The sequence below is a fragment of the Nocardioides sp. NPDC047086 genome, from assembly GCF_040643685.1.
GTDB lineage: Bacteria > Actinomycetota > Actinomycetes > Propionibacteriales > Nocardioidaceae > Nocardioides.
Genome location: NZ_JBEYUV010000022.1, coordinates 49,889 through 71,068 on the forward strand (window position 1 = coordinate 49,889; position 21,180 = coordinate 71,068).

The window sequence follows — 21,180 nt, forward strand, 5'->3', positions numbered from 1 at the left end:
TGGGGGTCCTTCCATCGGACAATTGCTCTCGAATGGAAGGAATCTAGGGACGGCTTGTTTCGCCGATGTATCGGGCTCTGTGAGGATTTGTTTCCGGACGGAAACGCCTTCTCAGCAGAGCTCGTCGAGGGCCGCCCGGAGGTCGCGGGCGACGCCGGCGACGGCCTCGGTCTGCTGTCGGGCGCGGATCTCCCGGGTCGCCGATGCACCCACCAGCGAGAGCGCGACCACGGCGCGGCGCTTGTCCTCGGCATGCACCTTGCGCAGCACCAGCCCGCGCTCGACCAAGCGGTCGACGTGGCGGGTCAGGGTGCCGGCTGGGAGCGCGGCGCCGTCGGCGAGACGCGTCATCGTCTGGCCCGGCTCGTCGAGCAGCACGCTGAGGATGCGCCACTGCTCGGCGGTCAGGTCGAAGTCGGCGTACCCCTCGGCGAGCGCACGCTCGATCCGGCGCTGCGCACGAGCGAGGAGAACTGCCAGATCCGAGCTGCGCAGATCCGTGCCGGCCGTCTCGGCCACCTCCATGGCGTCCTCCCACGAATGTCTGCTGGATGCCCGCTGCGCCGAGGGCCCGACTCCCGTACCCTAACCATCCATCGGCTCAATGGTGAGTCATCCCGTCCGGTTCGTCTGGGAGCAGGTGCCGATGTCCCCGCCGTCGTTCACCCCGGCGTCGCATGCCCTGCTCGGCCTCGCGCCCCGCCCACCGGGCGCCCTCTCGATCGCGTTCGTGGTGCCGATGCAGGGCCCGACCGGGATCTACGGTCCCGGCTGCCTGGCCTGCGGCGAGCTGGCCGCCGAGGAGCTCAACGCCGGCGGCGGGATCGCCGGGAGGCCGGTCGAGCTGGTCGCGATCGATGCCGGGCGCGCTCCCCACGAGGTCGCGTCCGAGGTCGCTCGGCTCGTCGAGCTCGGCCGGGTCGACGCGATCGCCGGCTGGCACATCTCTGCCGTCCGCCAGGCGATCACCGACCGCGTCGGCGGCCGGGCGCTGTACGCCTTCGCCGCCATGCACGAGGGCGGCGACGACACTCCCGGGGTCTTCATGATCGGGGAGCGCCCGGTCAACCAGTTGCTCCCCGCCACCACCTGGATGCGGGCCAACCACGGCATCTCCCGTTGGGCGGTGGTGGGCAACGACTACGTCTTCCCGCGCGTCACCGGCTCGACGGCCCGGGCCGCACTGCGCGGGTCGCCCTCGGAGGTCGTGAGCGAGACGTACGTCCCGCTGGGGACCCGCGACTTCGCCGGTGTGCTGCGCGGCTTGGAGAGCGGCGGGCAGGACGGGGTGATCATGCTGCTGATGGGGCAGGACGCGGTGCACTTCAACCGCCAGTTCGCCGCCGCCGGGCTGAGCTCGTCGCTGACCCGGTTGAGCCCAGCGGTGGAGGAGAACACCCTGCTCGCCGGTGGCGTCGGCGCCAATGCGAACGTCTTCGCCGCCGCTGCCTACTTCGACGGCCTCACCACCCCCGAGTCGGCAGGCCTGGCCGAGCGCTACTACCGCCGCTTCGGCGAGTACGCGCCCTCCCTCAACGCCGTGGGCGAGTCCTGCTACGAGTCGCTGATGTTCCTGCGCCAGATCGGCGACGCCTGCGGCGGGCTCGAGGTCGAGCCCGCGCTGCGTCTGACCGACCACCACACCTACTTCAGCCCCCGCGGCCTGATGCGCATGCAGGGCAACCTCGTGGACCAGGACGTCTACATCGCCGCCGCCGACGGCCTCCTCTTCGAGATCCAGGAGCAGATCGCGTACGCCTCGTAGCATCCGCGTCGATCCGTTGACTTCGAGTGCACTCCAACTCCTAGCGTGCGCGGCATGACCTTCGAGAACCCCGCCCAGGACCCCATCTCCCGCTCCGCTCGCCACGACCACGGCCGCGAGATCCTCGACGCGATCGACGGCGAGGCCGGAGCCCGAGTCATCGACTCGCTCGCCGACATCGCCCCCGAGCTGGGCCACCAGGTAGTCGCCTGGGGCTTCGGTGAGATCTACGCCCGCCCCGGCCTGGAGCCGCGGGACCGACAGCTCGTCACCCTCGGCATGCTCACCGCCCTCGGCGGTTGCGAGCCTCAGCTCGAGGTCCACATCAACGCCGCCCTCAACGTGGGCCTGACCCCCGAGCAGATCATCGAGGCATTCCTCCACTCCGCGGTCTACTGCGGCTTCCCGCGCGCTCTGAACGCCACCTTCACCGCCAAGAAGGTGTTCGCCGAACGCGACCTCCTCCCCCTCACCTGACCGCAACACTGGTCACGCGGCGAGGGTGTGGTCGAGGAGTACGTTGCGCAGCCGGATCTCGGCTGGTGATAGTGGCGGCGGGTCCGGGGCCTGGGCGTCGGGCGGTGGGTGATGTCGCCAGGGCTCGGGTGGTGGGCTGGTGTAGGTGTGCCCGGTGGGTGTGGTGGTGATGATGCTGCCGTCGGGTCCGGGTCTGGCTCGCCAGCCGAGTGCCTCTTTCGCCTGGTTGCATCGTTCGCAGAGCCCTTGGAGGTTCGCGGCGTTGGTTTCGCCGCCGTCGGTGTGGCGTTGGATGTGGTCGATGTTGCGGATCGGAGCATCGCAGCCGCTGGTGCGGCAGGTGCCGCCGTCGCGGGTGGTGATGAACTCCGCGAGCCCGTCGGGTGCCTTCCTGGAGCGGGATTCCATCGCGACCAGTTGTCCGGTTGGGTCGGTGAACAGGCGCCGGATGAAGACCTCGGCGTCGGTGAGCGCGTCGCGGGCCCATTCGGCGGGGACCGGTCCGTAGCCCTCGACCATGGCGGGCTGGTCGCCCGTGTTGGCCAGGGCGTCGGCGCTCATCACGATCTTGACCTCGATCCGAGGCTTCACACCGCCCTTCTCACGGCCGGTGACCCGCTCGACAAGGGTGTCGGCCATGACCTGACCCCGGGTCCGCCCGTCACCGGCGGCACGGGCTGCCTTCGCGGCCTGATCCAGGGCCGCGAAGACCGCGACGCCGTCTTTGACAGGGAGCAGGGCGCCGAGCCAGGTCATCGTGTCCGGGGCCGGTCGCAGACTGACCCGGCGGTCTTTGGTCGCGTTCGCGGCGCGGGCGACCACGGAGGCCTGGTCCAGGGTGATGGCGAGTTTCTTGGCCGCGTTCTCGAGCTGCCGTAGCCCCATCGACACCACCGTCGGTACCTCGCCGCTCGGACCGGTGGCGCAGAGGTTCTCATCGATGACCCGACGGTCCTCCAGCGACAGGCAGGCGGTCTCCCGGGCCAAGATCGTGGCCTGCCATTGGGAGAACAGTCCGGCCTTCATCAGCGCGAAGGTGTGCGGCATCTCGCCGAGCAGGACCTTCGCCAGCCCGAGCAGTTTCGCGCCCTTCTCGGGCGCGACCCCCCGCGCGAGCGCGACCTGGGACGCGACCCCCTCGCCCAGTCTCCGGGCAGGAACCCCAGCCCCTAATTGGCGTGCCCGGACCACTTCTTCCAGACGTACCGCCGCTTCCGCTTGGACGGCCTCGGCGGTGCACTTGATTGCTTCGAGCCGAGTGATCCAGTCGACCAGCTCCCCCTCGGACGCACCCAGGGGTGGCCCGGCGAGGAGGCGGTCGATGGTCTCGTTCATACGCCTTATTATATGCGTTCGAGTACGAGCGCGCGACTCATTAATGCTGGTCAGATGACAGTTACGCAGTCAGCGAACAAGACACGTGAGTGCTGCGCCACTCTCTCGCCGCCGCCCCGCTACAGGCGAAATCTTTCTCGATCGGGTGCCGAGTCCAGGATGGCCGAAGGCCACCGGCGAAGCCGGCGGGCGAAGCCCGTCCTTGACGCGGCGCGCGATCGAGAAACACTCAAAGAACGGGTCGGCGGCGAACCCAGAAACGAAACACAGTCGCCAAGAGAGGTCTCCTCCCCAAGAAGACTCCTACCCAACCCCACCGCGCCGAACCCTGTCCCTCATCTCGCCAAGTTTCACGGCAGTCGCCGCACTCACCTCCGTAGTTTCTCCACCAAGACGAAGAGCATCGTCGATCTCGCTGAGCTTCGCGGCAGACAGGACGCCGGCCCGCTCGATGAGATCGTCCCGGGAGACAGTGGTCAGCCACGTGCACGGGGTGAACCCCGGCCGCGGAAGCGCAACCCGAAGGACACCTTCACAAGGCAGCCCATCCGAGGCACCCACAGCCACTTCGACCCCCAGACCGGTGATGTCGACACCCGCCGGAGCGACGACCTGCATCACCTGGATCCCGGACGGTTCGTCTCCCGACAGCAGCACGACCAGCCGCCGCTCGTCGAACTGCACCCACCAGACTTCGCCACGCTGCACATGTGCTCCTGACCCAGGACGACAGGCCGGTGCCTGCGTGAGGACAGACGATCGTGCGCTTGCCGCAGGTCACAGCGTAGGCCGCTGGTGGTCGGACGAGGCCGGGCGACTCGATCCGCGAGCAGAGTCCCCGCCTCCCACAGAGAACGAGATCCACGTGTCGACCGCGCCGCCGGCGCCCACGGTCTCGGACCACGACGGATCACCGTCCGCGGTGACCCGCTCCCAGAACCGCGCGGCCGCATGATTCTGGTTCTGGTAGGCGACCGCCCACTCCCCCGGCGCAGCCGAGACGACAGCCCGGGCGAACTGGAGCCCGAGCCCACCCCGGCGAGCGCCGGCGACGACGAAGAAGCTGTTCAGGACGCGTACGGGCTGGTCGGCGGCGCGGACCAGAGCGAACCCGAGCGGATGGATTCCGGCGGTCAGGATCCAGGTGCGCCAGCCGGGGTCGGAGCGGAGGGCCGCGTCGAGCCGCTCGGAGCGGAAGGTGCCGTCGGCGAACGGAAGGGTGGAACTGAAACGCGACATGTCGTGGCGGAACAGCAGCCAGAGGTGGCGGAGGGCGAGATGGTCCTCGGTCCGGGCGAGGCGGGCGATGACCGGGGACGGAATGTCGTTGAGATCGGTGTGAAGTGTCGTCATACGCGAAAGCCTCGGGGCGCGGCGCGCTCCGAGGCTTTCCGCCACTCTCTCATGTCAGGCGGCACGAGGCCCCGAGAAATGGACGGCGTCGGAACGACCCAGGTCACTAGAGTCATCGGCGATGACCACCGAGGCCGGTTCGGACGACAGCCGCCTGGCGCTCATCCATCCGGACGCCGACCACAAAGATGCGGAAGCCGCTCTGCTCGACGCCGGATGGGTGCGATGCGGAGCGGGTGACTGGGCCATAGCCCTGAGCTCGCCGAACGGACGCGCGGCAGCCCGGATCAGCCCTTTCGATCCGGAAGGGACGTACGACACCGCCTTCTAGCGCGAGGCGGCCGCTACCGGACAGGTGCCGGCGCTGCTCGGCCATCGCCGGCTCGCTGGCGGCGGGAACCTGCAGATCCTCGAGCTGCTCGAGCGCGTGCCCGAGGACGAGGCGAGGAGGTTCGCGCGGGCGATCCAAGAGTCCGGCGGCGGGGTCCTCGAGGTGGCGCTCCGGATCCATGATCGGCTGCGGTGGGAGCAGCCGTGGCCAGGACCCCTCGACCTCAACCCGACCAATGTCATGCGCACGGTCGCCGGCCGGCTGGTGATGTTGGACGTGTTCGCGCTGGACGGCCCGCGGCTGTACGGAACAGCGGCGACGGACCCTGATCTCGTGGCCGCGCGGATCCCGGAGAGCGAGCGGCGGTTCATCGCCGAGATCCCGCTCGCCACCACGGGTGGGCGCCAGGACGAGCAGATGCGCGCGACCGGCGAAGTCCTCGACAGGGCCGATGCTCGCAGGCGCGGTCGACAACTACCACGGAGCCTCGGCCCGGATGATCGCTCACCCGGTCCGAGGCGCCGTGGGCTGGGTCAGGCGATGTGGAAGTCGCTCACGTTGACGTCCACGGCCTCGACGTCGATGTCGAAGTAGTCCTCGACCGCCTCGATCACCTGGGTGCGGATGGCGACGGCGTTGGCCTTGACCGGGGTGCCGTACGCGATCACGTAGGACACCGTGATGTTGGCGATGTCGCCGGCGATGTCGACCACGGTGCCTTCGTCGTCGATGGCGTGTACGCCGTCGATCTTGGCCACGATGTGGTGGACGAGGCGCTCGACGAGGCCCTCGCTCACCGTCGACTTGCCGCGCTCCTCGCGGGCGGCGCGGGCGGCGCGCAGGACACCGGTCAGGGTCGAGTCGGCGGTCGGCTCCGGCTCGAGGACCGGCTCCGGCGCGAAGCCGGGGGCCGGGGTCTCGGACACGATCTCCTCCACCACCGCAGGCTCCTCGACCGGCTCGGACTCCACGGCGACCGGGTCGACGGCCTCTTCTGCGGGCGCCTCGGCGGCGTCCTCGGCCAGCGCCTCGTCGACGACCGTCTCGGTCTTCTCGGCCTCGACGTCGGTCTCCGCGGGCTCCTCCTCGACGACGTCGGTCGGCTCGACGGCCGCCTCGACCTCTTCGGCAGCCTCGACAGGCTCGTCGACAGCCTCGGCGGTCACGTCGGTCTCCTCGGCGTCGACCTCCAGCTCGCTCGCCTCGCCGGTCTCGGGAACCGGGACGACGTCCTCGGCCTCCACCGGCGCCTCCTCGGTGTCGACCTCCTCAGCAGCAGCCTCCTCGACCTGCGTCTCGCCCTCGACCGGCTTGGCCACCTCGATGACCTCGTCGACCGGCGCCGCGTCGCCCTCCAGCGACTCGGCCAGCTCGCCCTCGGCCTCCGGAGCGGTCTCCTCGGTCACCTCGGTGTCCGGCTCGACCGATTCCGTCGTGTCGCCCGGCTCGAAGGACTCCACGACCTCGGACGCCTCACCCTCGTCCGCGGTCACCACCGCATCCTCGACCTCGGTCGGCTCCTCCGCAGCGGCCTCCTCAGCGATCGCGTCAGCGGGCACGAAGGCGTCCTCGGCGTCGACCTCGGGAACGACCGTCTCGGTGGCCTCGACGACGTCCTCGGGCGCGTCTTCGACGGCGCCGTCCTGCGCGAGATCCTCGGCAACCTCCGGGGCGGCGACCTCGTCCGCGGCGTCCGTCGCCTCGGCGTCGGTGGCCTCGACAACCGCCTCGGTCTCGACCGGAGTCTCGTCGACCGACGTCTCCTCGACGGCCGGCTCCTCGGAAGCGGGCTCCTCGACCTCCTCGGTGGTCTCGGCGACGGGGGCGTCGGCGTCGACGCCCTCGAGCGGCGCCTCGTCAACAGCCTCGACGGCCTCGGTCTCGGCGACCTCGCCCACGACGTCGCTGCCCACCTCGACCTCGTCGACGGCGAGCTCGGCCACCTCGGCAGCCGGGGTCTCCTCGGTGTCGGTGACGACGTGCTCAGGGTCGGAGAGCGGGTCGAGGGCAGGGGCCTCGGCGATGGGCTCGATGAGGTTCTCGGCAACCGGCTCGGCAAGCGGGTCAGCAACCGGCTCGGCAATCGCCGGGGCGGGGGGCTCGGTGACGTACGCGCTGGCCTCGGTGGTGGCCAGGCTCTCGCCGTAGCCGGGGGCGGAGACGTCGATCGACTCCCCCTCCCCGGCCTTCGGCTGCTCGTTCTTGTGGCGGCTGAAGATGCCGCTGATGAAGTCGGACATGGCGTCGCATTCCTTCGAGTGGAGGGAGGGTTTTGGTCGAGCGCTCACAACTGGGCGTGATGCTAGGGCTGGCACGCGGTGAGTCGGGTCACGTGTCTTTGATTCCCTTGTCTTGTACCCCAACGGTGACCGGGCTGAGGAGTGTCTGTGTCAAACCTTTCGGGGACATTCGCCCACCGTTCAGCCAACGTCGAAGACCCACCGGAGCACGCGCTGTAGAACGACGGAAGAGCACGTACGTCACGACATTCCGCCCCGGGAGAGACGATGAATCCACTGCTGCTCCCGCTGGTCGCCGCACAGGCCGCGTACGTCCGCCGGACCATCGGGAAGGAGCCTCGCCCGGAGGGTCCGACGAAGGGGTTCGTACCGGGCCCGGAGGCCGATGACGACCCCGTTCCGCTGCGCCTGCTGGTGGTCGGCGACTCGTCCGCGTCGGGCCGCGGCGCACCCACCCACGACCTCGCCTTCGCCGGGTCGACGGCGCGCGCCGTCGCGAGAACGACCCAGCGCCCGGTCGAGTGGCGGGCACTGGGGAAGTACGGCGCGACGAGCGAGCGGATTCGGCACGGCATCCTCACCAAGGTCACCGGCGAGTGGGACCTCGCGGTGCTCCTGGTGGGCGTCAACGACATCCTCGCGCGCCGTTCGGTCGAGGCGTGGACACGGGATCTGACCGCGATCGTGGAGACCCTCCAGGAGCACGCCGCGCGCACCGTGCTCCCGGGGATCCCGGAGTTCGGCGCGTTCCCGTCGCTCCCCCGCACCCTGCGGCGCTACCTCGCCGAGCGCGGGGAGGCGCTCGACGTGGCAGCGCGGCTGGTCTGCGCCGGGCGTACGTCGGTGCAGTGGGTCAGCTCCGCCGACCTCGGTCCCGCCGAGCCGTCCTTCTTCGCGGCCGACGGGTTCCACGCCTCACCGGCGGGCTATGAGCGCTGGGCCCAGGCGATCTGCGACCACCTCGATCTCTAGCTCGAGACGACGAGCTGGGCCAGCGGCACGTGGTGCTGGCCGGCATGGACGTCGCGGTCTCGCAGCGAGCCTTGGGAGACCGGGCGCGGGTAGGAGATCTTGACGACGTTGAGCGAGGGGATCCGGAAGATCTGGACCGACCCGGGGTCGACCCGGTAGAGACCGGCGACGACATCCTCGTCGAGGAAGGTCTCGTCGGCCGCGATCCGGTAGCCCTCGGCATCGCGCATGAACAGCTCCATCGTGATCCAGAACGGGCCGGCGTTCTTGGAGCGGACCTCGATCGCGAGGTCCCCCAGGGTGGTCTCAGACATCGTGCTTCTCTCCCATCTCGTCAGTGAGCTCGGTGCGGAACATCGCGGTCGGCGTGAGGCTGTCGACGGCGTGGTTGAGCGCGAACTCGTACGCAGCTCCCCGCTCGACCTCGGCAGGCGACCCTGGGAAGGCCAGGCTGGGCAGGTAGTCCATGTCCTGGGCCGGCAGGTGCAGCATCAGCGGGTTGGCGACCTTGGCGACGGCGGTGGCGAGGTCCTGGTCGGCGGCCCGGACCAGCAGCATCACCCCGACCTCGCGCGGCGGCTCGGTCGAGGGGTCGAGGTCGCCGAGGACCGCGTTGTAGCCGTACAGACGCAGGTCGTAGTCGTAGTCGTCCCTGGTCAGGCCGAGGGTCTGCTCGACCCGCTGGGTGAACACCACATCCATCAGCGAGGCCCAGTCCTCGATGTCCTTCAGGATCAGCGGGTCGCGGATCGCGGAGAAGGACATCGTCTCGTAGCCGGTGATCCGGGCGCCCTCGAGCTTGATCGTGTGCTGCTCGGCGTGGTGGAACCGCGACCCCTCGACCCGGACCCGGCGCTCGTCGAGCGCGGTGTAGACGGCATCACGCACGTCCAGCGTGCCGTCGGGCTCCCTCATCTCGAACGGGTTCGCGGTCTCGTACAGCATGTGCGCCGCCACCGAGATCGGCGTGCACGCGGCACTCTCGTCGAGCGGCTCGATGGTGAACCCGGTCCGGTCGATGGTCGCGAAGACCCCGCCCGCCCGCGGGTTGGTCGTGCACTGGCCACCGCACTCGACGATCTTGGCCGCGTGCCAGCTCGGCCCGGTGGGCATCCCCGTCAGCAGGGCGTACGCAGCGGCGTTGGCCGTGTCGGTCGCCCGCCCGGCCAGGACCACCTGAGCCCCGGCCGCCAGCGCCTCGGCGATCGGCTCGTGGCCCATCATGGCGACGATGTGGGTGCAGTCCTCGAGGGTCGCGACGTCGAGGTCGCCGAGCGGCGGCAACGGGTGGATCCGGCCGGCCTCGAGCGGCTCCTTCAGGTCGGCGGCGCGCTGCTCGCCGTAGATCCGGGCGACCTTCATCGACAGGCCCTCCTCGGCGAGCAGGCCGGCGACGATCCCGGCGACCCAGTCGACGCCGTCGTCGGTGCCGCTGGTGCCGCAGGAGCCGACGACGAGCGGGATCCCGGCACCGGCCGCGGCACGGAGCAGGAGCCGCAGGTCGCGAGCGATCGCGGCGGCCGTGGTCTTCGGCTTCGAGGCACCCAGGTAGTAAGGACCGGAGTCGGTGGAGCCGCCGTCGACGGCGATCACGTCCGCCCCCAGCGCGATCCCACGGGTGATCGTCTCCTCCGGGAACCCGGCGCCGAGCATCCCGCTGGGCACCAGGATGCTGACGGAGTCAGCGGTGTCGCTGGTCATCTGTTGTCTCTCTTCTCGATCAGGTGGGCGTTGACAGCATGTTTCGGGCAGCCCGCGAGCGCGTCGAGGAGCTCCCTGGCTCCCTCGACGCCGGCGGCCCGGCGAGCCTGGGCGGTCTGCCCGGCCAGGTGGGAGTGGACGACGATGCCGGGCACCCCGCGCAGCGGGCTCCCCGCCGGCAGCGGCTCCTCGGCGACCACGTCGAGCGCGGCGCCGGCGATCCGGCCCTCGCGTACGGCGGCGACGAGCGCGTCCTCGTCGAGGATCGCGCTGCGGGCGGTGTTCACGAGCACCGCACCCGGCTTCATCAGCGCGAACGCGGCGGCGTCGAGCAGCCCTCGGGTCCGTGGGGTGAGCGCGGTGTGGACCGAGACGTGGTCCGCGCCCGCCAGCAGCTCGGGCAGCTCGACGAACCGGACCTCGGGGTCGGTCCGCTCGGCCTCGGGGACCGCAGTGATGCACAGCACCCTCATCCCGAACGCCCGGGCCAGCGGCACGACGGCGCGGGCGGCTGCCCCGTAGCCGATCAGGCCCAGGGTGGAGCCGCGCAGCTCGCGGCCGTCCTGGCGCGGCCAGCCGCCGGACGCGACGCCGGTCGCGGTCTCGACCAGCCGGCGGGAGGAGGCCAGGAGCAGCCCCATCGTGTACTCGGCGACGGCGTTGGCGTTGATCCCGGGCAGGTTGCTGACCGTGATCCCGGCACGCGCGGCCGCTTCGACATCGACCGCGTCGTAGCCGACCCCGGTGCGTACGACCGCCCTCAGCCGGTCGGTGGACGCGAGGACCTCGACGGTGAGCGCGTCGTGCCCGACCAGCGCACCCTCCGCCCCGGCCAGGTCCGCGACCAGGTCACCGGACGGGTAGCGGGTCTCGTGGCCCCGGGAGCGGAGGAGGTCGTCGACCTCGTCGCCGGGCCGCAGGTAGTCGGTGGTGATCAGGATCCGGGCCAACGCGCTCACACCGCCTTCTCGGCGTCGCCGCGCCGCTGGAGGCGGTCGATCCGCACCACGATCACGACCGCGCCCGCCGTGACGACCGCGATGTCGAGCAGCATCGTCGGCCAGCCCAGGACGTCCACGGCGCCGCCGATCAGCGCCGGCCCGAGGAAGGCACCGGCCTGCCAGCCCACCGCATAGAGCGCCGCGTACGTCCCGAAGACCCGTGCCGAGGGCGCCAGGTTCCACAGCACGACCACGGAGGCGATCTTGACGGCGGCGTTGGCCCGGCTGCGGCGCTCGGGGGCGATGAAGTCCGGCACCAGCGCCTCGCCGATCGGCTTGAACGAGTTCGAGACCAGCGCGAACGCGACGATGACCACGATCAGCAGGGGCAGCGAGTCCGCGGTGTGCGGCAGGGTCACGAACAGCAGCGCCGCCAGCGGCATCCCGACCGCGAGGTAGGGCATCCGCCGGCCCCATCGGGTGCGGGTCCGGTCGGACCGGTTGGCCATCCACGGCTGGATGAAGATCCCGAGCAGGTTGTCCATGCCCATGATGAAGCCGACGAGGGCGGCGCTGGCCAGGTGCTCGCGCAGCAGCGGCGGCACCTGACTGTCGTAGAAGTTCCACATCGACTCCTGGGCGAAGACCGCCAGCGCGACGAGGAGGGTGATCCGGCGGGGCCCGAGCTGCCGTGGTGGCGCGGTGGGGATGGTGGTGCTCACGAGACGGACCTCCGTGATCTCAGGACTGTGGCGGCGCTCACAGTAGTTTTGCTACAGCAAAACAGTCAAGAGGTGGCACTGCAGAAAAAGTGGCCTAGGATCAGCACCATGTCGATCTCCTCCCCCGAGACCACGCCGGAGACCACGACCGTGGCCGAGCGCGTCTACCAGGCCTTACGCAGCCAGATCGGGTCCGGCGAGCTCGAGCCCGGCGCGAAGGTGACCGAGCGCGGCATGGCCGAGCGCCTCGGCGTCAGCCCGACGCCGGTCCGCGAGGCGATCCGGCGACTCGAGCTCGACGGACTCGTGGAGCGGGTGGGGCCACGTACGACCCTCGTGGCCCGGATCGAGGAGGACGCCAGCCACGACCTGGCCGAGGTGGAGGTCGCGCTGCGCGGCCTGGCCGCCCGGTTCGCCGCGCGGCACGCGACCGACGACGAGCTCGACGAGCTCGACCGCCTGCTCGACGAGGCCGACGACCTGGTGATCCTGATCCGGGCACGCCACCGCGACGACAAGCCTGTCGAGAAGCACGCCGACCGCTTCCTCGACGTCCTCGGCCGCTTCAACGAGCAGGTCAACGCCGCGGCCCACAACCCGGTCCTGCTGCGCCTGCTGGAGCAGTCCCGCTCGCTGACCCGGTCCCGGCAGCGCGAGATCTCCCGGACGCACCTGCTCGCCGGCGACGAGTTCGGCGCCGACCGCTACGCCGAGCACCGCGCCCTCGTGATCGCCCTGCGCGCCCGCGACGCCGCGGAGTCCGAACGCATCGTCACCGAGCACGCCGCCCGCGGGCTCCTCGACCTGCGGCGCGAGATCTAGTGGCAGGGGTCTTCACCGGCTTCGCCACGATCAGCGTCCTCATCGCCCTCGGCGCCCTGCTCGCCCAGCTCAAGATCCTCGACCAGCACGGCCAGCGCACCCTGTCGACGCTCGCGTTCTACGTCGCGAGCCCGGCCCTGCTGATCACGGTCATGGACGACAGCGACCTCGGCTTCGTGTTCTCCGGCAACCTGGTCGCCGTCGCCGGCGCCGTGCTGGTCTCGGGCACGCTGATCGTCGTCGTCGCCCGCATTCGCCGCCGCGACCTGGGCACCACGGTGGTCGCGACGCTGTGCGGCTGCTACGCCAACGCCGGCAACCTCGGCCTCCCGATCGCGTCGTACGTCCTGGGCGACCCGGTCCTGGTCGCGCCGACACTCCTGCTGCAGATGCTCGTGCTCCAGCCGCTGGCACTGGTGATCCTCGACGCCGACGCGAGTACGACGAGGCTCTCGTTCTGGGCGATCCTGCGCCGCCCGCTGACCAACCCGATCACCGTCGCCTCCCTGATCGGGGTGGCACTCTCCGTCACCGGTCTCGATCTGCCGACCGCGGTCTCCGATCCGCTGGACCTGGTGGCGGGCATGGCGGTCCCCTCGATGCTGATCGCCTACGGGGTCGCGCTCCGGCTCGGCCCGCTCCCCGGTCGCGGCGTGCCCCCGCTCGACCTGGCCGCCGTGGTCGCGACCAAGCAGGTGGTGCAGCCGGTGGCGGCGTACGTCATCGGGCGGTTCCTCCTCGGGCTCGACGCCGAGGCCCTGCTGGCGGTGACGGTGCTCTCGGCGCTGCCGACCGCCCAGAACGTGTTCGTCGTCGCGCAGCGCTACAACCGGGCCGTGCTGCTGGCGCGTGACGTCATCTTCGTCAGCACACTGGCGACCGTGCCGGCGATCCTGCTGGTCGTCGTGCTGCTCACCTGAGGCGACGACCGAGCCCAGACGAAAGTCCCTTGCGGCCGCATTCCTGCCGGCGTACCCTCGCGATATATCGGGACACTACGCCGACAGTCGAAGCGGCATTCACAAAGGGGACACGCATGAGCAACCTCGACAACCTGCGGGTGAGCGAGGCCGATCGGGAGAAGGCGTCGGCCAGGCTCGCCGAGCACTACTCGACCGGCCGGCTCACCGACGACGACTATTACGAGCGCCTGGACGCGGTCTGGTCCGCGAAGGTCCAGGCCGACCTGAAGATGCTCTTCACCGACCTGCCGCCGAGCGCGCCGCAGCCGCCGCAGGTCGCCCGCCGGTCGCGACGGGGCCGGCCGCGGGCGTTCCCGCTGGTCGCCTGCTTCCTGCTCGTGGCGATCGGGCTGGTCGTGATGGGCGTGCCGTGGTGGGTCTTCGCCGCGATCGCGGTCGGGGCGCTCGTCTTCCGCAAGGGACACCACCATGGGCACCGTCATCACCAGCACTTCCATCGTTCCGTGCACTGAACTCCGGATTCGATGGCCTCCACGCGGGCTCACCACTAGGTTGTGCCGCGGTCGCCCCGGCGGCCGTACCCCACAACCCAGCCGGTAAAATTGCCGCCAAGATTGTTTACAATATCTCGTGGTGTGCATCACACTGGCGACCTGCCTGCGATCGAGCGGGCGACCGGCCCACGAGGAGTCCCCGATGAACCGCTCCCCTGCCCGCACCGCGCACCGCGGTCTGGCAACCGCACTCGTTCTCGCCCTTCCGCTCGCGCTCAGCGCCTGTGGCGGCGGGTCCGCCGACGAGGGTGCCGACGGCGCCACCGAGATCACCGTCGGCGTGATCCCGATCGTGGACGTCGCCCCCATCTACCTGGGGGTGGAGAAGGGCTTCTTCAAGGAGGAGGGACTCGACGTCAGTCTCGAGCTCGCCCAGGGCGGCGCGGCGATCGTCCCCGCGGTGGCCAGCGGTCAGTACCAGTTCGGTTTCTCCAACACGACCTCCCTGCTCCTGGCCCAGACCCAGGACGTCCCGATCGAGGTCGTCACGGCCGGCGTCAACGCCACCGAGGATCCTGCGGCCGACATGGCCGGTGTCCTGGTCAAGGCCGGTAGCGACATCACGTCGCCCAAGGACCTGGAGGGCAAGAAGGTCGCGGTCAACACACTCAAGAACATCAACACGACCACCACCAACGAGCTCGTCCGTCAAGACGGTGGCGACCCGACCAAGATCGAGTACGTCGAGCTGGCCTTCCCCGAGATCGGCCCGGCGATCGAGAAGGGCGACGTCGACGCGGGCCAGGTCGTCGAGCCGTTCCTCACCATCGGCACCCAAGCCGGCATGACCGACCTCGGCTCCAACTTCGTCGCCGCCGACCCGGGCCTCGCGGTGGCGGAGTACTTCACCTCGACGAGCTACGCCGAGTCCGACGCCGACACCGTCGAGGCCTTCACCGCCGCGATGAACGAGTCGCTCGACTACGCCCAGCAGCACCCGGACGAGGTCAAGGAGATCCTCCCGACCTACACCGACATCGACGACAAGGTGCTCGCCGAGCTCAACATGCCGCAGTGGACCTCCGAGATCGACGCCGCCTCGATCCAGAAGCTGGCGGACCTCTCCGAGGCCGACGGTCTGTTCGCCAAGGACCCGGACGTGGACGCTCTGCTTCCGTGACCGTCGCCACCCTGCCCCTGGCCGGCACCCGCCCCAAGCGGGTCGCCGGCCGCGGCCGGGACGCCGCCCTGGGTGTCCTCGGTCTGCTCGTCGTCGTCGGCCTTGCCGAGGTGCTGCCGCGTCTCGGCATCGTCGACGACAGCTACCTCCCGCCGGCCAGCGCGATGTTCGCCGAACTGCTCCACCAGTTCGGCGAGGCCACGTTCTGGACCGACCTCGGCGCCACCCTGCGCGGCTGGGCGACCGGCCTGGCCATCGCGATGGCCGCCGGCATCGTGCTCGGCGTGGTCATCGGCTCGGTCGGCTTCCTGCGCGACCTGACCGCCTCCACGATCGAGTTCCTGCGCCCGATCCCCTCGGTCGCGCTGATCCCGCTCGTCGTGCTGCTCTACGGCAGCCGGCCGACCTCGGCGCTCATCCTGGTCGTGTACGCCTCGTTCTGGCAGATCCTGGTGCAGGTGCTCTACGGGGTCGCCGACGTGGACCCGGTCGTGCGCGACACCGCCCGCTCCTACCGCTTCTCGCGGCTGACCACCGTCCGCACGGTCCTGTGGCCCACCGCGCTCCCCTATCTCATGACCGGCTTCCGGCTGGCCGCCTCGGTCGCGCTGATCCTGGAGATCACCGCCGAGCTGATCATCGGCGTGCCCGGCCTCGGCAAGTCCATCGGCGTCGCACAGTCCTCCGGCGCGGTCGAGAAGACCTATGCCCTGGTCATCGTCGTCGGGAGCATCGGCGTCCTCGTCAACCTGGCCGCACGGGCCCTGGAACGGCGCACGCTCCGCTGGCACGTCTCGGTCCGCAAGGAGGCCCGATGAGAGCCCTTCGGACCGTCGCGTACGCCCTCGCCCTACCCATCGTGCTGGTCGCGGTGTGGTGGTTCGCCTCGGCCGGCTCCACGAACGTCTTCTGGCCGCCGCTGTCCAAGATCCTCGGCGTCTTCGGGGAGACCTGGACCGCCGACCGCTGGCGAGGCGACGTGCTGCCGAGTCTCTCGCGGCTCGCGGTCGGCTATCTGGTCGCGCTGGCCGGCGGCGTACTCCTCGGGGTCGTCATCGGCCTCCACCGCTCGGTCCGCGCGTTCTGCGAGCCGACGCTGGAGTTCTTCCGGGCGGTGCCACCGCCGGTCCTGGTGCCGGTGATCGCGCTGTTCCTGGGCTACACCGGCGACACCTCGAAGATCGTCACGATCGCGCTCGGCTGCCTGTGGCCGATCCTGCTCAACACCGTCGAGGGCGTACGCGGCCTGGACGAGGTCATGCTCGACACCGCCCGCTGCTACCGGCTGAGCGCGTGGACCCGGTTGCGGCAGGTCGTCCTGCGCGGGGCCTCACCGCAGATCGCGGCGGGAGCGCGACAGGCGCTCTCGATCGGCGTGATCCTGATGGTGATCAGCGAGCTCTTCGGCGCCAACCGCGGCCTCGGCGCCTCGATCGTGCAGTTCCAGCGCAGCTTCGCCGTCCCGCAGATGTGGACCGGGATCATCCTCCTGGGGATGCTCGGCTTCCTGCTCTCGGTCCTGTTCCGTCTAGTCGAGCACCACTCGCTCGCCTGGTACCGCGGCCTGCGCCAGGCCGACCGCGGCGCCTGACCACAGAGGAGAATCCCGTGCCAACTGCCCTGGACATACGCGGCCTGCAGAAGACCTACACCACCGGCGGCACCTCGCTGGAGGCCATCGAGCAGCTCGACTTCTCGATCGGCCAGGGCGAGCTGGTCTGCATCGTCGGCCCCTCCGGCGCCGGCAAGACCACCCTGCTGCGCTGCATCAGCGGGCTGCTCGAGACCACCGCCGGGGTCGTCGAGCTCGACGGCGCCGCCGTCACCGAGCCGCCCGCCGGGATGGCGGTGGTCTTCCAGGAGTACGGACGCTCCCTGTTCCCCTGGCTCACCGTCCGGCAGAACGTCGAGCTGCCGCTCAAGGAGAAGAAGATCCCGCGCACCCGCCGGACCGAGCTGGTCGACGAGGCGCTGACCGCCGTCGGCCTGGCCGACTCGGCCTCCTCGCACCCCTGGCAGCTCTCCGGCGGCATGCAGCAGCGGGTCGCGATCGCCCGCGCGATCGCCTATGAGCCCTCGGTGCTGCTGATGGACGAGCCGTTCGCCGCCGTCGACGCCCAGACGAGGGCCGACCTCGAAGACCTCGTGCGCGAGCTCTGGAAGCGGCTAGGCGTCACCGTTCTCTTCGTCACCCACGACATCGACGAGGCGGTCTACCTGGGCGAACGCGTGCTGGTGCTCTCCAACCGGCCGACGGTGATCCTGGAGGACGTCGCGATCGACCTCCCCGGCGAGCGCGACCAGCTGACCACCCGCTCCGCTCCTCACTTCGCGGAGCTGCGCGCACACGTCTACGAGCTGATCCAGAAGGCGAAGAAGGGAGAGCGCCCGGCATGATCGTCGCGGTTCTCGGGCTCGGCGAGGCCGGCTCGGCGTTCGTCGCCGACCTGCTGACGGCAGGAGTCACCGTGCGGGCCTACGACCCTGCAGTCGGCGCTCCGCCCGGCACCGTCGCGTGCGCTTCGGAGGCCGACGCCGCCGACGGCGCCGACCTGGTGATCAGCGTCAACTCGGCCACCGACTCGGTCGACGCCGCCCGCAACGCACTGACCGGACTGTCGGTGACGACGGTCTGGGCCGACGTCAACACCTCCTCGCCGGCCCGCAAGCGCGAGGTCGCCGCGGTGCTCGAGGGGCACTGCGCCTTCGCCGACGTCGCGCTGATGTCGACCGTGCCCGACCTCGGCATCCGGGTGCCGATGATCGCCGCCGGCCCGGGTGCCGCCGAGGCGGCGCGGCTGCTGGGTACGGGCGGCGCGAACGTCGAGGTGATCGACGGTCAGGTCGGCGACGCAGCGACCCGCAAGCTGCTCCGCTCGGTCTTCTACAAGGGCCTCGGCGCCGCCGTCCTGGAGAGCCTGGCCGCGGCCCGCGCCGCCGGGCTCGAGGAGGAGACCCGCACCGAGATCATGCGCGAGCTCGAGCGCGCCTCGGCCGCGACCCTCGACCGCCTCGTCGAAGGCAGCCACCGCCACGCCGTACGCCGCTCCCACGAGATGGCGGCCGCCGCCGAGATGCTCGACGACCTCGGCGTACCCGGCCGGGTCGCCCGCGCCAGTCGCGACTGGCTTCAAGACCTCGCCTGAACGGTCACGGAAGCGACTGTGTTGGTTTCGACACGCCTACGCCTAGCGGCTCCGGCGGCTCAACCAACGCCCAAACCCGCTGGTCGAGCCGCGAGGCCGCCTGCGGCCGAGCGTGTCGAGACCAACGCACCAGCCCTTCGCGCTACCTCTCCCGCGCGACCTCGCGTACGGCCTCGAGGACGCTGGCGAGGTGCTCGCGCACGGCGGTGTCCGCAGCAGCGGGGTCACGCCGGGCGAGCGCCTCGATGATCGCGAGGTGCTGGGGCAGCGAGACCTGGGAACGACCGGGCCGGTAGGCGAGCCGGTACTGGTGACGTACGCTCCGGCCTTGGAGCCGCGCGAGCGTCTCGGCCGCGACCTGCTGGCCGGAGATCGCCACGAAGCGCTCGTCGAGCCGGGTGTTGAGCTTGGAGTAGGTGCCGACGTCGCCGGAGGCGACCGCGGCCGACATCTCCTCGCCGAGCCGACGCAGCTCGGCGATCTCCTCGTCGGTGATCTTCTCGGCGGCCTTGGCCGCGCACAGCGCCTCGACGGCGGCCCGGACCTCGATGATCTCGACGGCCTCCTCGATGCTGACCACCCGCACCCGAGCACCGCGGTTGGCGATCCGCTCGACCAGACCCTCGTGGGTCAGATCGATCAGGGCGCCGCGTACGGCACCGCGGCTGGCACCGAGCGACTCGGAGAGCTCGGCCTCGACCAGGCGCTGGCCGGCGACGAGCTCACCGTCGAGGATGTCGCGGCGGATCGCCTCCGCCACGTCACGCTGGGTTACCTGGGTCGGCGAGACCGCCACATGTCCTCCTTGATCGGGTCCAAGGAGCGTACCAATATTGTTGACAATCTTGGTAGACGATCACCCGGCCGCGGGCGCGAGGATCCAGACCGCCGCGTCGGTGGGCAGATCGCCGACGACCGGGTCGCCGCTGTACATCACGATCTCACCCTCGGGCAGCGGCGTCGGCTCCATGCCGCAATTGAGGACGACGATCAGGTCGGTCCTGGTGTCCGCGGACCCGCCGACCCGGCCACGCCGGAACGAGACGACGCCCTCGGGCGCGTCGAGGATCTCCACGTCCTCATCGGCGCCGAGCGCGTAGGCACGTCGCGCCGTCAGCGCCGCCCGGTAGAACTCCAGCGTGGAGTCCCGGACTCCGTTCTGCGCGGCCACAGTGAGGTCCACCCACTCGGCCGGCTGCGGCAGCCACGGCTGCGTGGGCAGCTCCTCCTCGGGCACCTGGCTGAACCCGAAGGGCGGCTCGAACCCGCTCCACGGCAGCGGCACCCGGCATCCGTCACGGCCACCCTCACCGGTCTCCGACCAGGGGTCCTCCTGATACTCCGGCGGCAGGTAGACCTGGGGCAGGCCCAGCTCCTCGCCCTGGTAGAGGTAGGCGGATCCCGGGAGCGCCAGCATCGTCAGCGTCGCCGCCCGCGCCCGGTGAAGCGCCTGCAGCCCGTCGCCGTAACGCGAGCGGTGGCGTACGACGTCGTGGTTGGACAGGACCCAGGTCGGCGCCGCCCGCGACGGACCGAGCGCCTTCAGCGTGGACTCGATGACCTCGGCGAACGCCTCGGCCGACCAGGGCGCCTGCAGCCAGGAGAAGTTGAACGCCTGGTTGAACTCGTCGGCGCGTACGTAGCGCCGCAGCTCGGCCGGGCCGGGGGTCCAGGCCTCGGCGACCATCATCCGGTCGCCGTCGAAGGAGTCGATCAGCTTGCGCCAGGCGCGGTAGATCTCGTGGACGCCGAGGTTGTCCCACATCGGCGCGTCGGTGACGCCGCGCTCGTACATCACCGCGGCGTCCGAGGTCAGCGCGAGCCCCTCGGGAACGACCTGGTCGCGCAGCTCCTTGAAGAGCCCGTGAGCGATGTCGACGCGGAAGCCGTCCACGCCACGGTCGAGCCAGAAGGTGAGGATCTTGGTGAACTCCTCGACCACCTCGGGGTTGTGCCAGTTGAGGTCGGGCTGGTCGTCGTCGAAGAGGTGGAGATACCACTGCCCGTCCGGCACCCGCGTCCACGCCGGCCCACCGAAGACGGATCGCCAGTTGGTCGGCGGCTCCTCCCCGTTCTCGCCGCGGCCGTCGCGGAAGATGTAGCGCTCGCGGGCCCGCGACCCAGAGGCATCGCCGGTGCCCGTCGCTTCGGGCTTCGCTTCAGCAAGTGCCTCGACGAACCAGGGGTGCGCCGAGGAGGTGTGGTTGGGGACCAGGTCGACGATCACCTTCAGGGCGAGCTCGTGAGCACGCGCGATCAGGTGGTCGGCGTCGTCCAGCGTGCCGAAGATCGGGTCGACGTCGCAGTAGTCGGCGACGTCGTAGCCGTGGTCGTTCTGCGGCGAGGTGTAGAAGGGACAGATCCAGATCGCATCGACGCCGAGCGCGGCGAGGTAGTCCAGATGATCGGTGATCCCCTGCAGGTCACCGAGCCCGTCGCCGTTCGAGTCCGCGAACGAGCGCGGGTAGATCTGATATGCGACAGCTTCGCGCCACCATGGCTGGTCCACGTGGATCCCTATCTCGTCTGTTGGCCACCGGTACCCCGATCTTGTCGATGCGATGCTCGGGGTTGTCAAACCGGGCGGTCCGTACCGGCGCAGTATTCGAACGGATCCGGCGCCTGAAACGCCGAAAAACCGGGGATGCCCGAAGTCGGCTCGCGGCATGTAGGCTTGTCTGCGTTGAAGGAGGCGTCCCCACGCGCTTCGCGGTTGCTCTCGGTGACCGTTCGTGCAGCACTTGGTCTTCCGCAGAAGCAGAAATCAGGACTCGTGGA

The 21,180-nt window shown here is 70.3% G+C and carries 24 protein-coding genes; 13 read left to right on the forward strand and 11 right to left on the reverse strand.

What is annotated here, in order from left to right; translation table 11 throughout:
- Positions 1-111: 111 nt before the first annotated feature.
- A complete protein-coding gene (locus ABZ796_RS16690) occupies positions 112-525 on the reverse strand; it encodes a MarR family transcriptional regulator (protein WP_357338317.1) in 414 nt (137 codons plus the stop codon).
- Between the two features lie 82 nt (positions 526-607).
- On the opposite strand from ABZ796_RS16690, the gene ABZ796_RS16695 reads away from it, so the two are divergent.
- Entirely contained in the window at positions 608-1,765 is a 1,158-nt protein-coding gene (locus ABZ796_RS16695) for a substrate-binding domain-containing protein (RefSeq protein WP_357338318.1), read from the forward strand.
- Positions 1,766-1,819: 54 nt separating this feature from the next.
- Positions 1,820-2,242: a carboxymuconolactone decarboxylase family protein gene (locus ABZ796_RS16700; protein ID WP_357338319.1), complete on the forward strand. Its 423-nt coding sequence runs from the start codon at positions 1,820-1,822 to the stop codon at positions 2,240-2,242.
- A 12-nt stretch (positions 2,243-2,254) separates the two neighbouring features.
- On the opposite strand, the gene ABZ796_RS16705 is transcribed toward ABZ796_RS16700, so the two are convergent.
- The 3 genes from ABZ796_RS16705 to ABZ796_RS16715 form a co-directional block, all read right to left on the reverse strand.
- The gene (locus ABZ796_RS16705) at positions 2,255-3,577 is read right to left on the reverse strand and encodes a DUF222 domain-containing protein (RefSeq protein WP_357338320.1); all 1,323 of its coding nucleotides are present in this window, start codon (positions 3,575-3,577) and stop codon (positions 2,255-2,257) included.
- A gap of 303 nt (positions 3,578-3,880) precedes the next feature.
- A complete protein-coding gene (locus tag ABZ796_RS16710; RefSeq protein WP_357338321.1) occupies positions 3,881-4,285 on the reverse strand; it encodes a type II toxin-antitoxin system PemK/MazF family toxin in 405 nt (134 codons plus the stop codon).
- A gap of 69 nt (positions 4,286-4,354) precedes the next feature.
- Positions 4,355-4,930 carry a GNAT family N-acetyltransferase gene (locus tag ABZ796_RS16715; RefSeq protein WP_357338322.1) on the reverse strand — a complete coding sequence of 192 codons (576 nt, stop codon included), beginning with the start codon at positions 4,928-4,930 and terminating at the stop codon, positions 4,355-4,357.
- A 121-nt stretch (positions 4,931-5,051) separates the two neighbouring features.
- On the opposite strand from ABZ796_RS16715, the gene ABZ796_RS16720 reads away from it, so the two are divergent.
- Both ABZ796_RS16720 and ABZ796_RS16725 read left to right on the forward strand, forming a co-directional pair.
- Positions 5,052-5,261, forward strand: coding sequence for a hypothetical protein (locus ABZ796_RS16720; protein WP_357338323.1), 210 nt, complete (start codon positions 5,052-5,054; stop codon positions 5,259-5,261).
- A 24-nt stretch (positions 5,262-5,285) separates the two neighbouring features.
- Positions 5,286-5,855: a hypothetical protein gene (locus ABZ796_RS16725; protein ID WP_357338324.1), complete on the forward strand. Its 570-nt coding sequence runs from the start codon at positions 5,286-5,288 to the stop codon at positions 5,853-5,855.
- On the opposite strand, the gene ABZ796_RS16730 is transcribed toward ABZ796_RS16725, so the two are convergent.
- Complete coding sequence (locus ABZ796_RS16730; protein ID WP_357338325.1) at positions 5,795-7,501, reverse strand: hypothetical protein; 1,707 nt, start codon at positions 7,499-7,501, stop codon at positions 5,795-5,797. The genes ABZ796_RS16725 and ABZ796_RS16730 overlap by 61 nt on opposite strands.
- A 267-nt stretch (positions 7,502-7,768) precedes the next feature.
- Here ABZ796_RS16730 and ABZ796_RS16735 point away from each other — a divergent pair, with 267 nt between their 5' ends.
- Positions 7,769-8,473, forward strand: a complete 705-nt coding sequence (locus tag ABZ796_RS16735; RefSeq protein ID WP_357338326.1) for an SGNH/GDSL hydrolase family protein — start codon at positions 7,769-7,771, stop codon at positions 8,471-8,473.
- On the opposite strand, the gene ABZ796_RS16740 is transcribed toward ABZ796_RS16735, so the two are convergent.
- Genes ABZ796_RS16740 through ABZ796_RS16755 form a run of 4 tightly spaced genes read right to left on the reverse strand, consistent with a single transcriptional unit; the run spans position 8,470 to position 11,837 of the window.
- Positions 8,470-8,787, reverse strand: coding sequence for a DUF4387 domain-containing protein (locus tag ABZ796_RS16740; protein WP_357338327.1), 318 nt, complete (start codon positions 8,785-8,787; stop codon positions 8,470-8,472). The two genes, ABZ796_RS16735 and ABZ796_RS16740, sit on opposite strands and share 4 nt — an antisense overlap.
- Complete coding sequence (locus ABZ796_RS16745; RefSeq protein WP_357338328.1) at positions 8,780-10,174, reverse strand: acyclic terpene utilization AtuA family protein; 1,395 nt, start codon at positions 10,172-10,174, stop codon at positions 8,780-8,782. The genes ABZ796_RS16740 and ABZ796_RS16745 overlap by 8 nt, the downstream gene beginning before the upstream one ends.
- Positions 10,171-11,133 (reverse strand): NAD(P)-dependent oxidoreductase, encoded by a 963-nt coding sequence (locus ABZ796_RS16750; RefSeq protein ID WP_357338329.1) that lies wholly within the window; start codon positions 11,131-11,133, stop codon positions 10,171-10,173. Before ABZ796_RS16750 ends, ABZ796_RS16745 begins: the two co-directional genes overlap by 4 nt.
- Positions 11,130-11,837 (reverse strand): MFS transporter, encoded by a 708-nt coding sequence (locus ABZ796_RS16755; RefSeq protein WP_357338330.1) that lies wholly within the window; start codon positions 11,835-11,837, stop codon positions 11,130-11,132. The genes ABZ796_RS16750 and ABZ796_RS16755 overlap by 4 nt, the downstream gene beginning before the upstream one ends.
- 108 nt (positions 11,838-11,945) lie before the next feature.
- Here ABZ796_RS16755 and ABZ796_RS16760 point away from each other — a divergent pair, with 108 nt between their 5' ends.
- The 8 genes from ABZ796_RS16760 to ABZ796_RS16795 all read left to right on the forward strand — a co-directional run bounded on the left by ABZ796_RS16760 (position 11,946) and on the right by ABZ796_RS16795 (position 18,402).
- Positions 11,946-12,659, forward strand: coding sequence for a GntR family transcriptional regulator (locus tag ABZ796_RS16760; protein WP_357338331.1), 714 nt, complete (start codon positions 11,946-11,948; stop codon positions 12,657-12,659).
- Entirely contained in the window at positions 12,659-13,579 is a 921-nt protein-coding gene (locus ABZ796_RS16765) for an AEC family transporter (RefSeq protein WP_357338332.1), read from the forward strand. The genes ABZ796_RS16760 and ABZ796_RS16765 overlap by 1 nt, the downstream gene beginning before the upstream one ends.
- Positions 13,580-13,695: 116 nt before the next feature.
- Positions 13,696-14,094, forward strand: coding sequence for a DUF1707 domain-containing protein (locus ABZ796_RS16770; RefSeq protein ID WP_357338333.1), 399 nt, complete (start codon positions 13,696-13,698; stop codon positions 14,092-14,094).
- Positions 14,095-14,278: 184 nt separating this feature from the next.
- On the forward strand, positions 14,279-15,256 hold the full coding sequence (locus ABZ796_RS16775) for an ABC transporter substrate-binding protein (protein WP_357338334.1): 978 nt from the start codon (positions 14,279-14,281) through the stop codon (positions 15,254-15,256).
- Positions 15,253-16,074, forward strand: coding sequence for an ABC transporter permease (locus tag ABZ796_RS16780; protein ID WP_357338335.1), 822 nt, complete (start codon positions 15,253-15,255; stop codon positions 16,072-16,074). The genes ABZ796_RS16775 and ABZ796_RS16780 overlap by 4 nt, the downstream gene beginning before the upstream one ends.
- Positions 16,071-16,847 (forward strand): ABC transporter permease, encoded by a 777-nt coding sequence (locus ABZ796_RS16785; RefSeq protein WP_357338336.1) that lies wholly within the window; start codon positions 16,071-16,073, stop codon positions 16,845-16,847. The genes ABZ796_RS16780 and ABZ796_RS16785 overlap by 4 nt, the downstream gene beginning before the upstream one ends.
- 17 nt (positions 16,848-16,864) lie before the next feature.
- On the forward strand, positions 16,865-17,653 hold the full coding sequence (locus ABZ796_RS16790; protein ID WP_357338337.1) for an ABC transporter ATP-binding protein: 789 nt from the start codon (positions 16,865-16,867) through the stop codon (positions 17,651-17,653).
- Positions 17,650-18,402, forward strand: a complete 753-nt coding sequence (locus ABZ796_RS16795; protein ID WP_357338338.1) for a DUF1932 domain-containing protein — start codon at positions 17,650-17,652, stop codon at positions 18,400-18,402. The genes ABZ796_RS16790 and ABZ796_RS16795 overlap by 4 nt, the downstream gene beginning before the upstream one ends.
- A gap of 142 nt (positions 18,403-18,544) precedes the next feature.
- On the opposite strand, the gene ABZ796_RS16800 is transcribed toward ABZ796_RS16795, so the two are convergent.
- Entirely contained in the window at positions 18,545-19,198 is a 654-nt protein-coding gene (locus ABZ796_RS16800; protein ID WP_357338339.1) for a GntR family transcriptional regulator, read from the reverse strand.
- A 60-nt stretch (positions 19,199-19,258) separates the two neighbouring features.
- On the reverse strand, positions 19,259-20,911 hold the full coding sequence (locus ABZ796_RS16805; protein ID WP_357338340.1) for a glycoside hydrolase family 13 protein: 1,653 nt from the start codon (positions 20,909-20,911) through the stop codon (positions 19,259-19,261).
- Positions 20,912-21,180 lie beyond the last annotated feature (269 nt).

Bases quoted from the DNA above. Each gene is read 5' to 3' on its own strand.
- ABZ796_RS16690 (WP_357338317.1), bottom strand. From the start codon at position 525: ATGGAGGTGGCCGAGACGGCCGGCACGGATCTGCGCAGCTCGGATCTG.
- ABZ796_RS16700 (WP_357338319.1), top strand. From the start codon at position 1,820: ATGACCTTCGAGAACCCCGCCCAGGACCCCATCTCCCGCTCCGCTCGC.
- ABZ796_RS16705 (WP_357338320.1), bottom strand. From the start codon at position 3,577: ATGAACGAGACCATCGACCGCCTCCTCGCCGGGCCACCCCTGGGTGCG.
- ABZ796_RS16715 (WP_357338322.1), bottom strand. From the start codon at position 4,930: ATGACGACACTTCACACCGATCTCAACGACATTCCGTCCCCGGTCATC.
- ABZ796_RS16720 (WP_357338323.1), top strand. From the start codon at position 5,052: ATGACCACCGAGGCCGGTTCGGACGACAGCCGCCTGGCGCTCATCCAT.
- ABZ796_RS16730 (WP_357338325.1), bottom strand. From the start codon at position 7,501: ATGTCCGACTTCATCAGCGGCATCTTCAGCCGCCACAAGAACGAGCAG.
- ABZ796_RS16735 (WP_357338326.1), top strand. From the start codon at position 7,769: ATGAATCCACTGCTGCTCCCGCTGGTCGCCGCACAGGCCGCGTACGTC.
- ABZ796_RS16740 (WP_357338327.1), bottom strand. From the start codon at position 8,787: ATGTCTGAGACCACCCTGGGGGACCTCGCGATCGAGGTCCGCTCCAAG.
- ABZ796_RS16745 (WP_357338328.1), bottom strand. From the start codon at position 10,174: ATGACCAGCGACACCGCTGACTCCGTCAGCATCCTGGTGCCCAGCGGG.
- ABZ796_RS16760 (WP_357338331.1), top strand. From the start codon at position 11,946: ATGTCGATCTCCTCCCCCGAGACCACGCCGGAGACCACGACCGTGGCC.
- ABZ796_RS16770 (WP_357338333.1), top strand. From the start codon at position 13,696: ATGAGCAACCTCGACAACCTGCGGGTGAGCGAGGCCGATCGGGAGAAG.
- ABZ796_RS16775 (WP_357338334.1), top strand. From the start codon at position 14,279: ATGAACCGCTCCCCTGCCCGCACCGCGCACCGCGGTCTGGCAACCGCA.
- ABZ796_RS16785 (WP_357338336.1), top strand. From the start codon at position 16,071: ATGAGAGCCCTTCGGACCGTCGCGTACGCCCTCGCCCTACCCATCGTG.
- ABZ796_RS16795 (WP_357338338.1), top strand. From the start codon at position 17,650: ATGATCGTCGCGGTTCTCGGGCTCGGCGAGGCCGGCTCGGCGTTCGTC.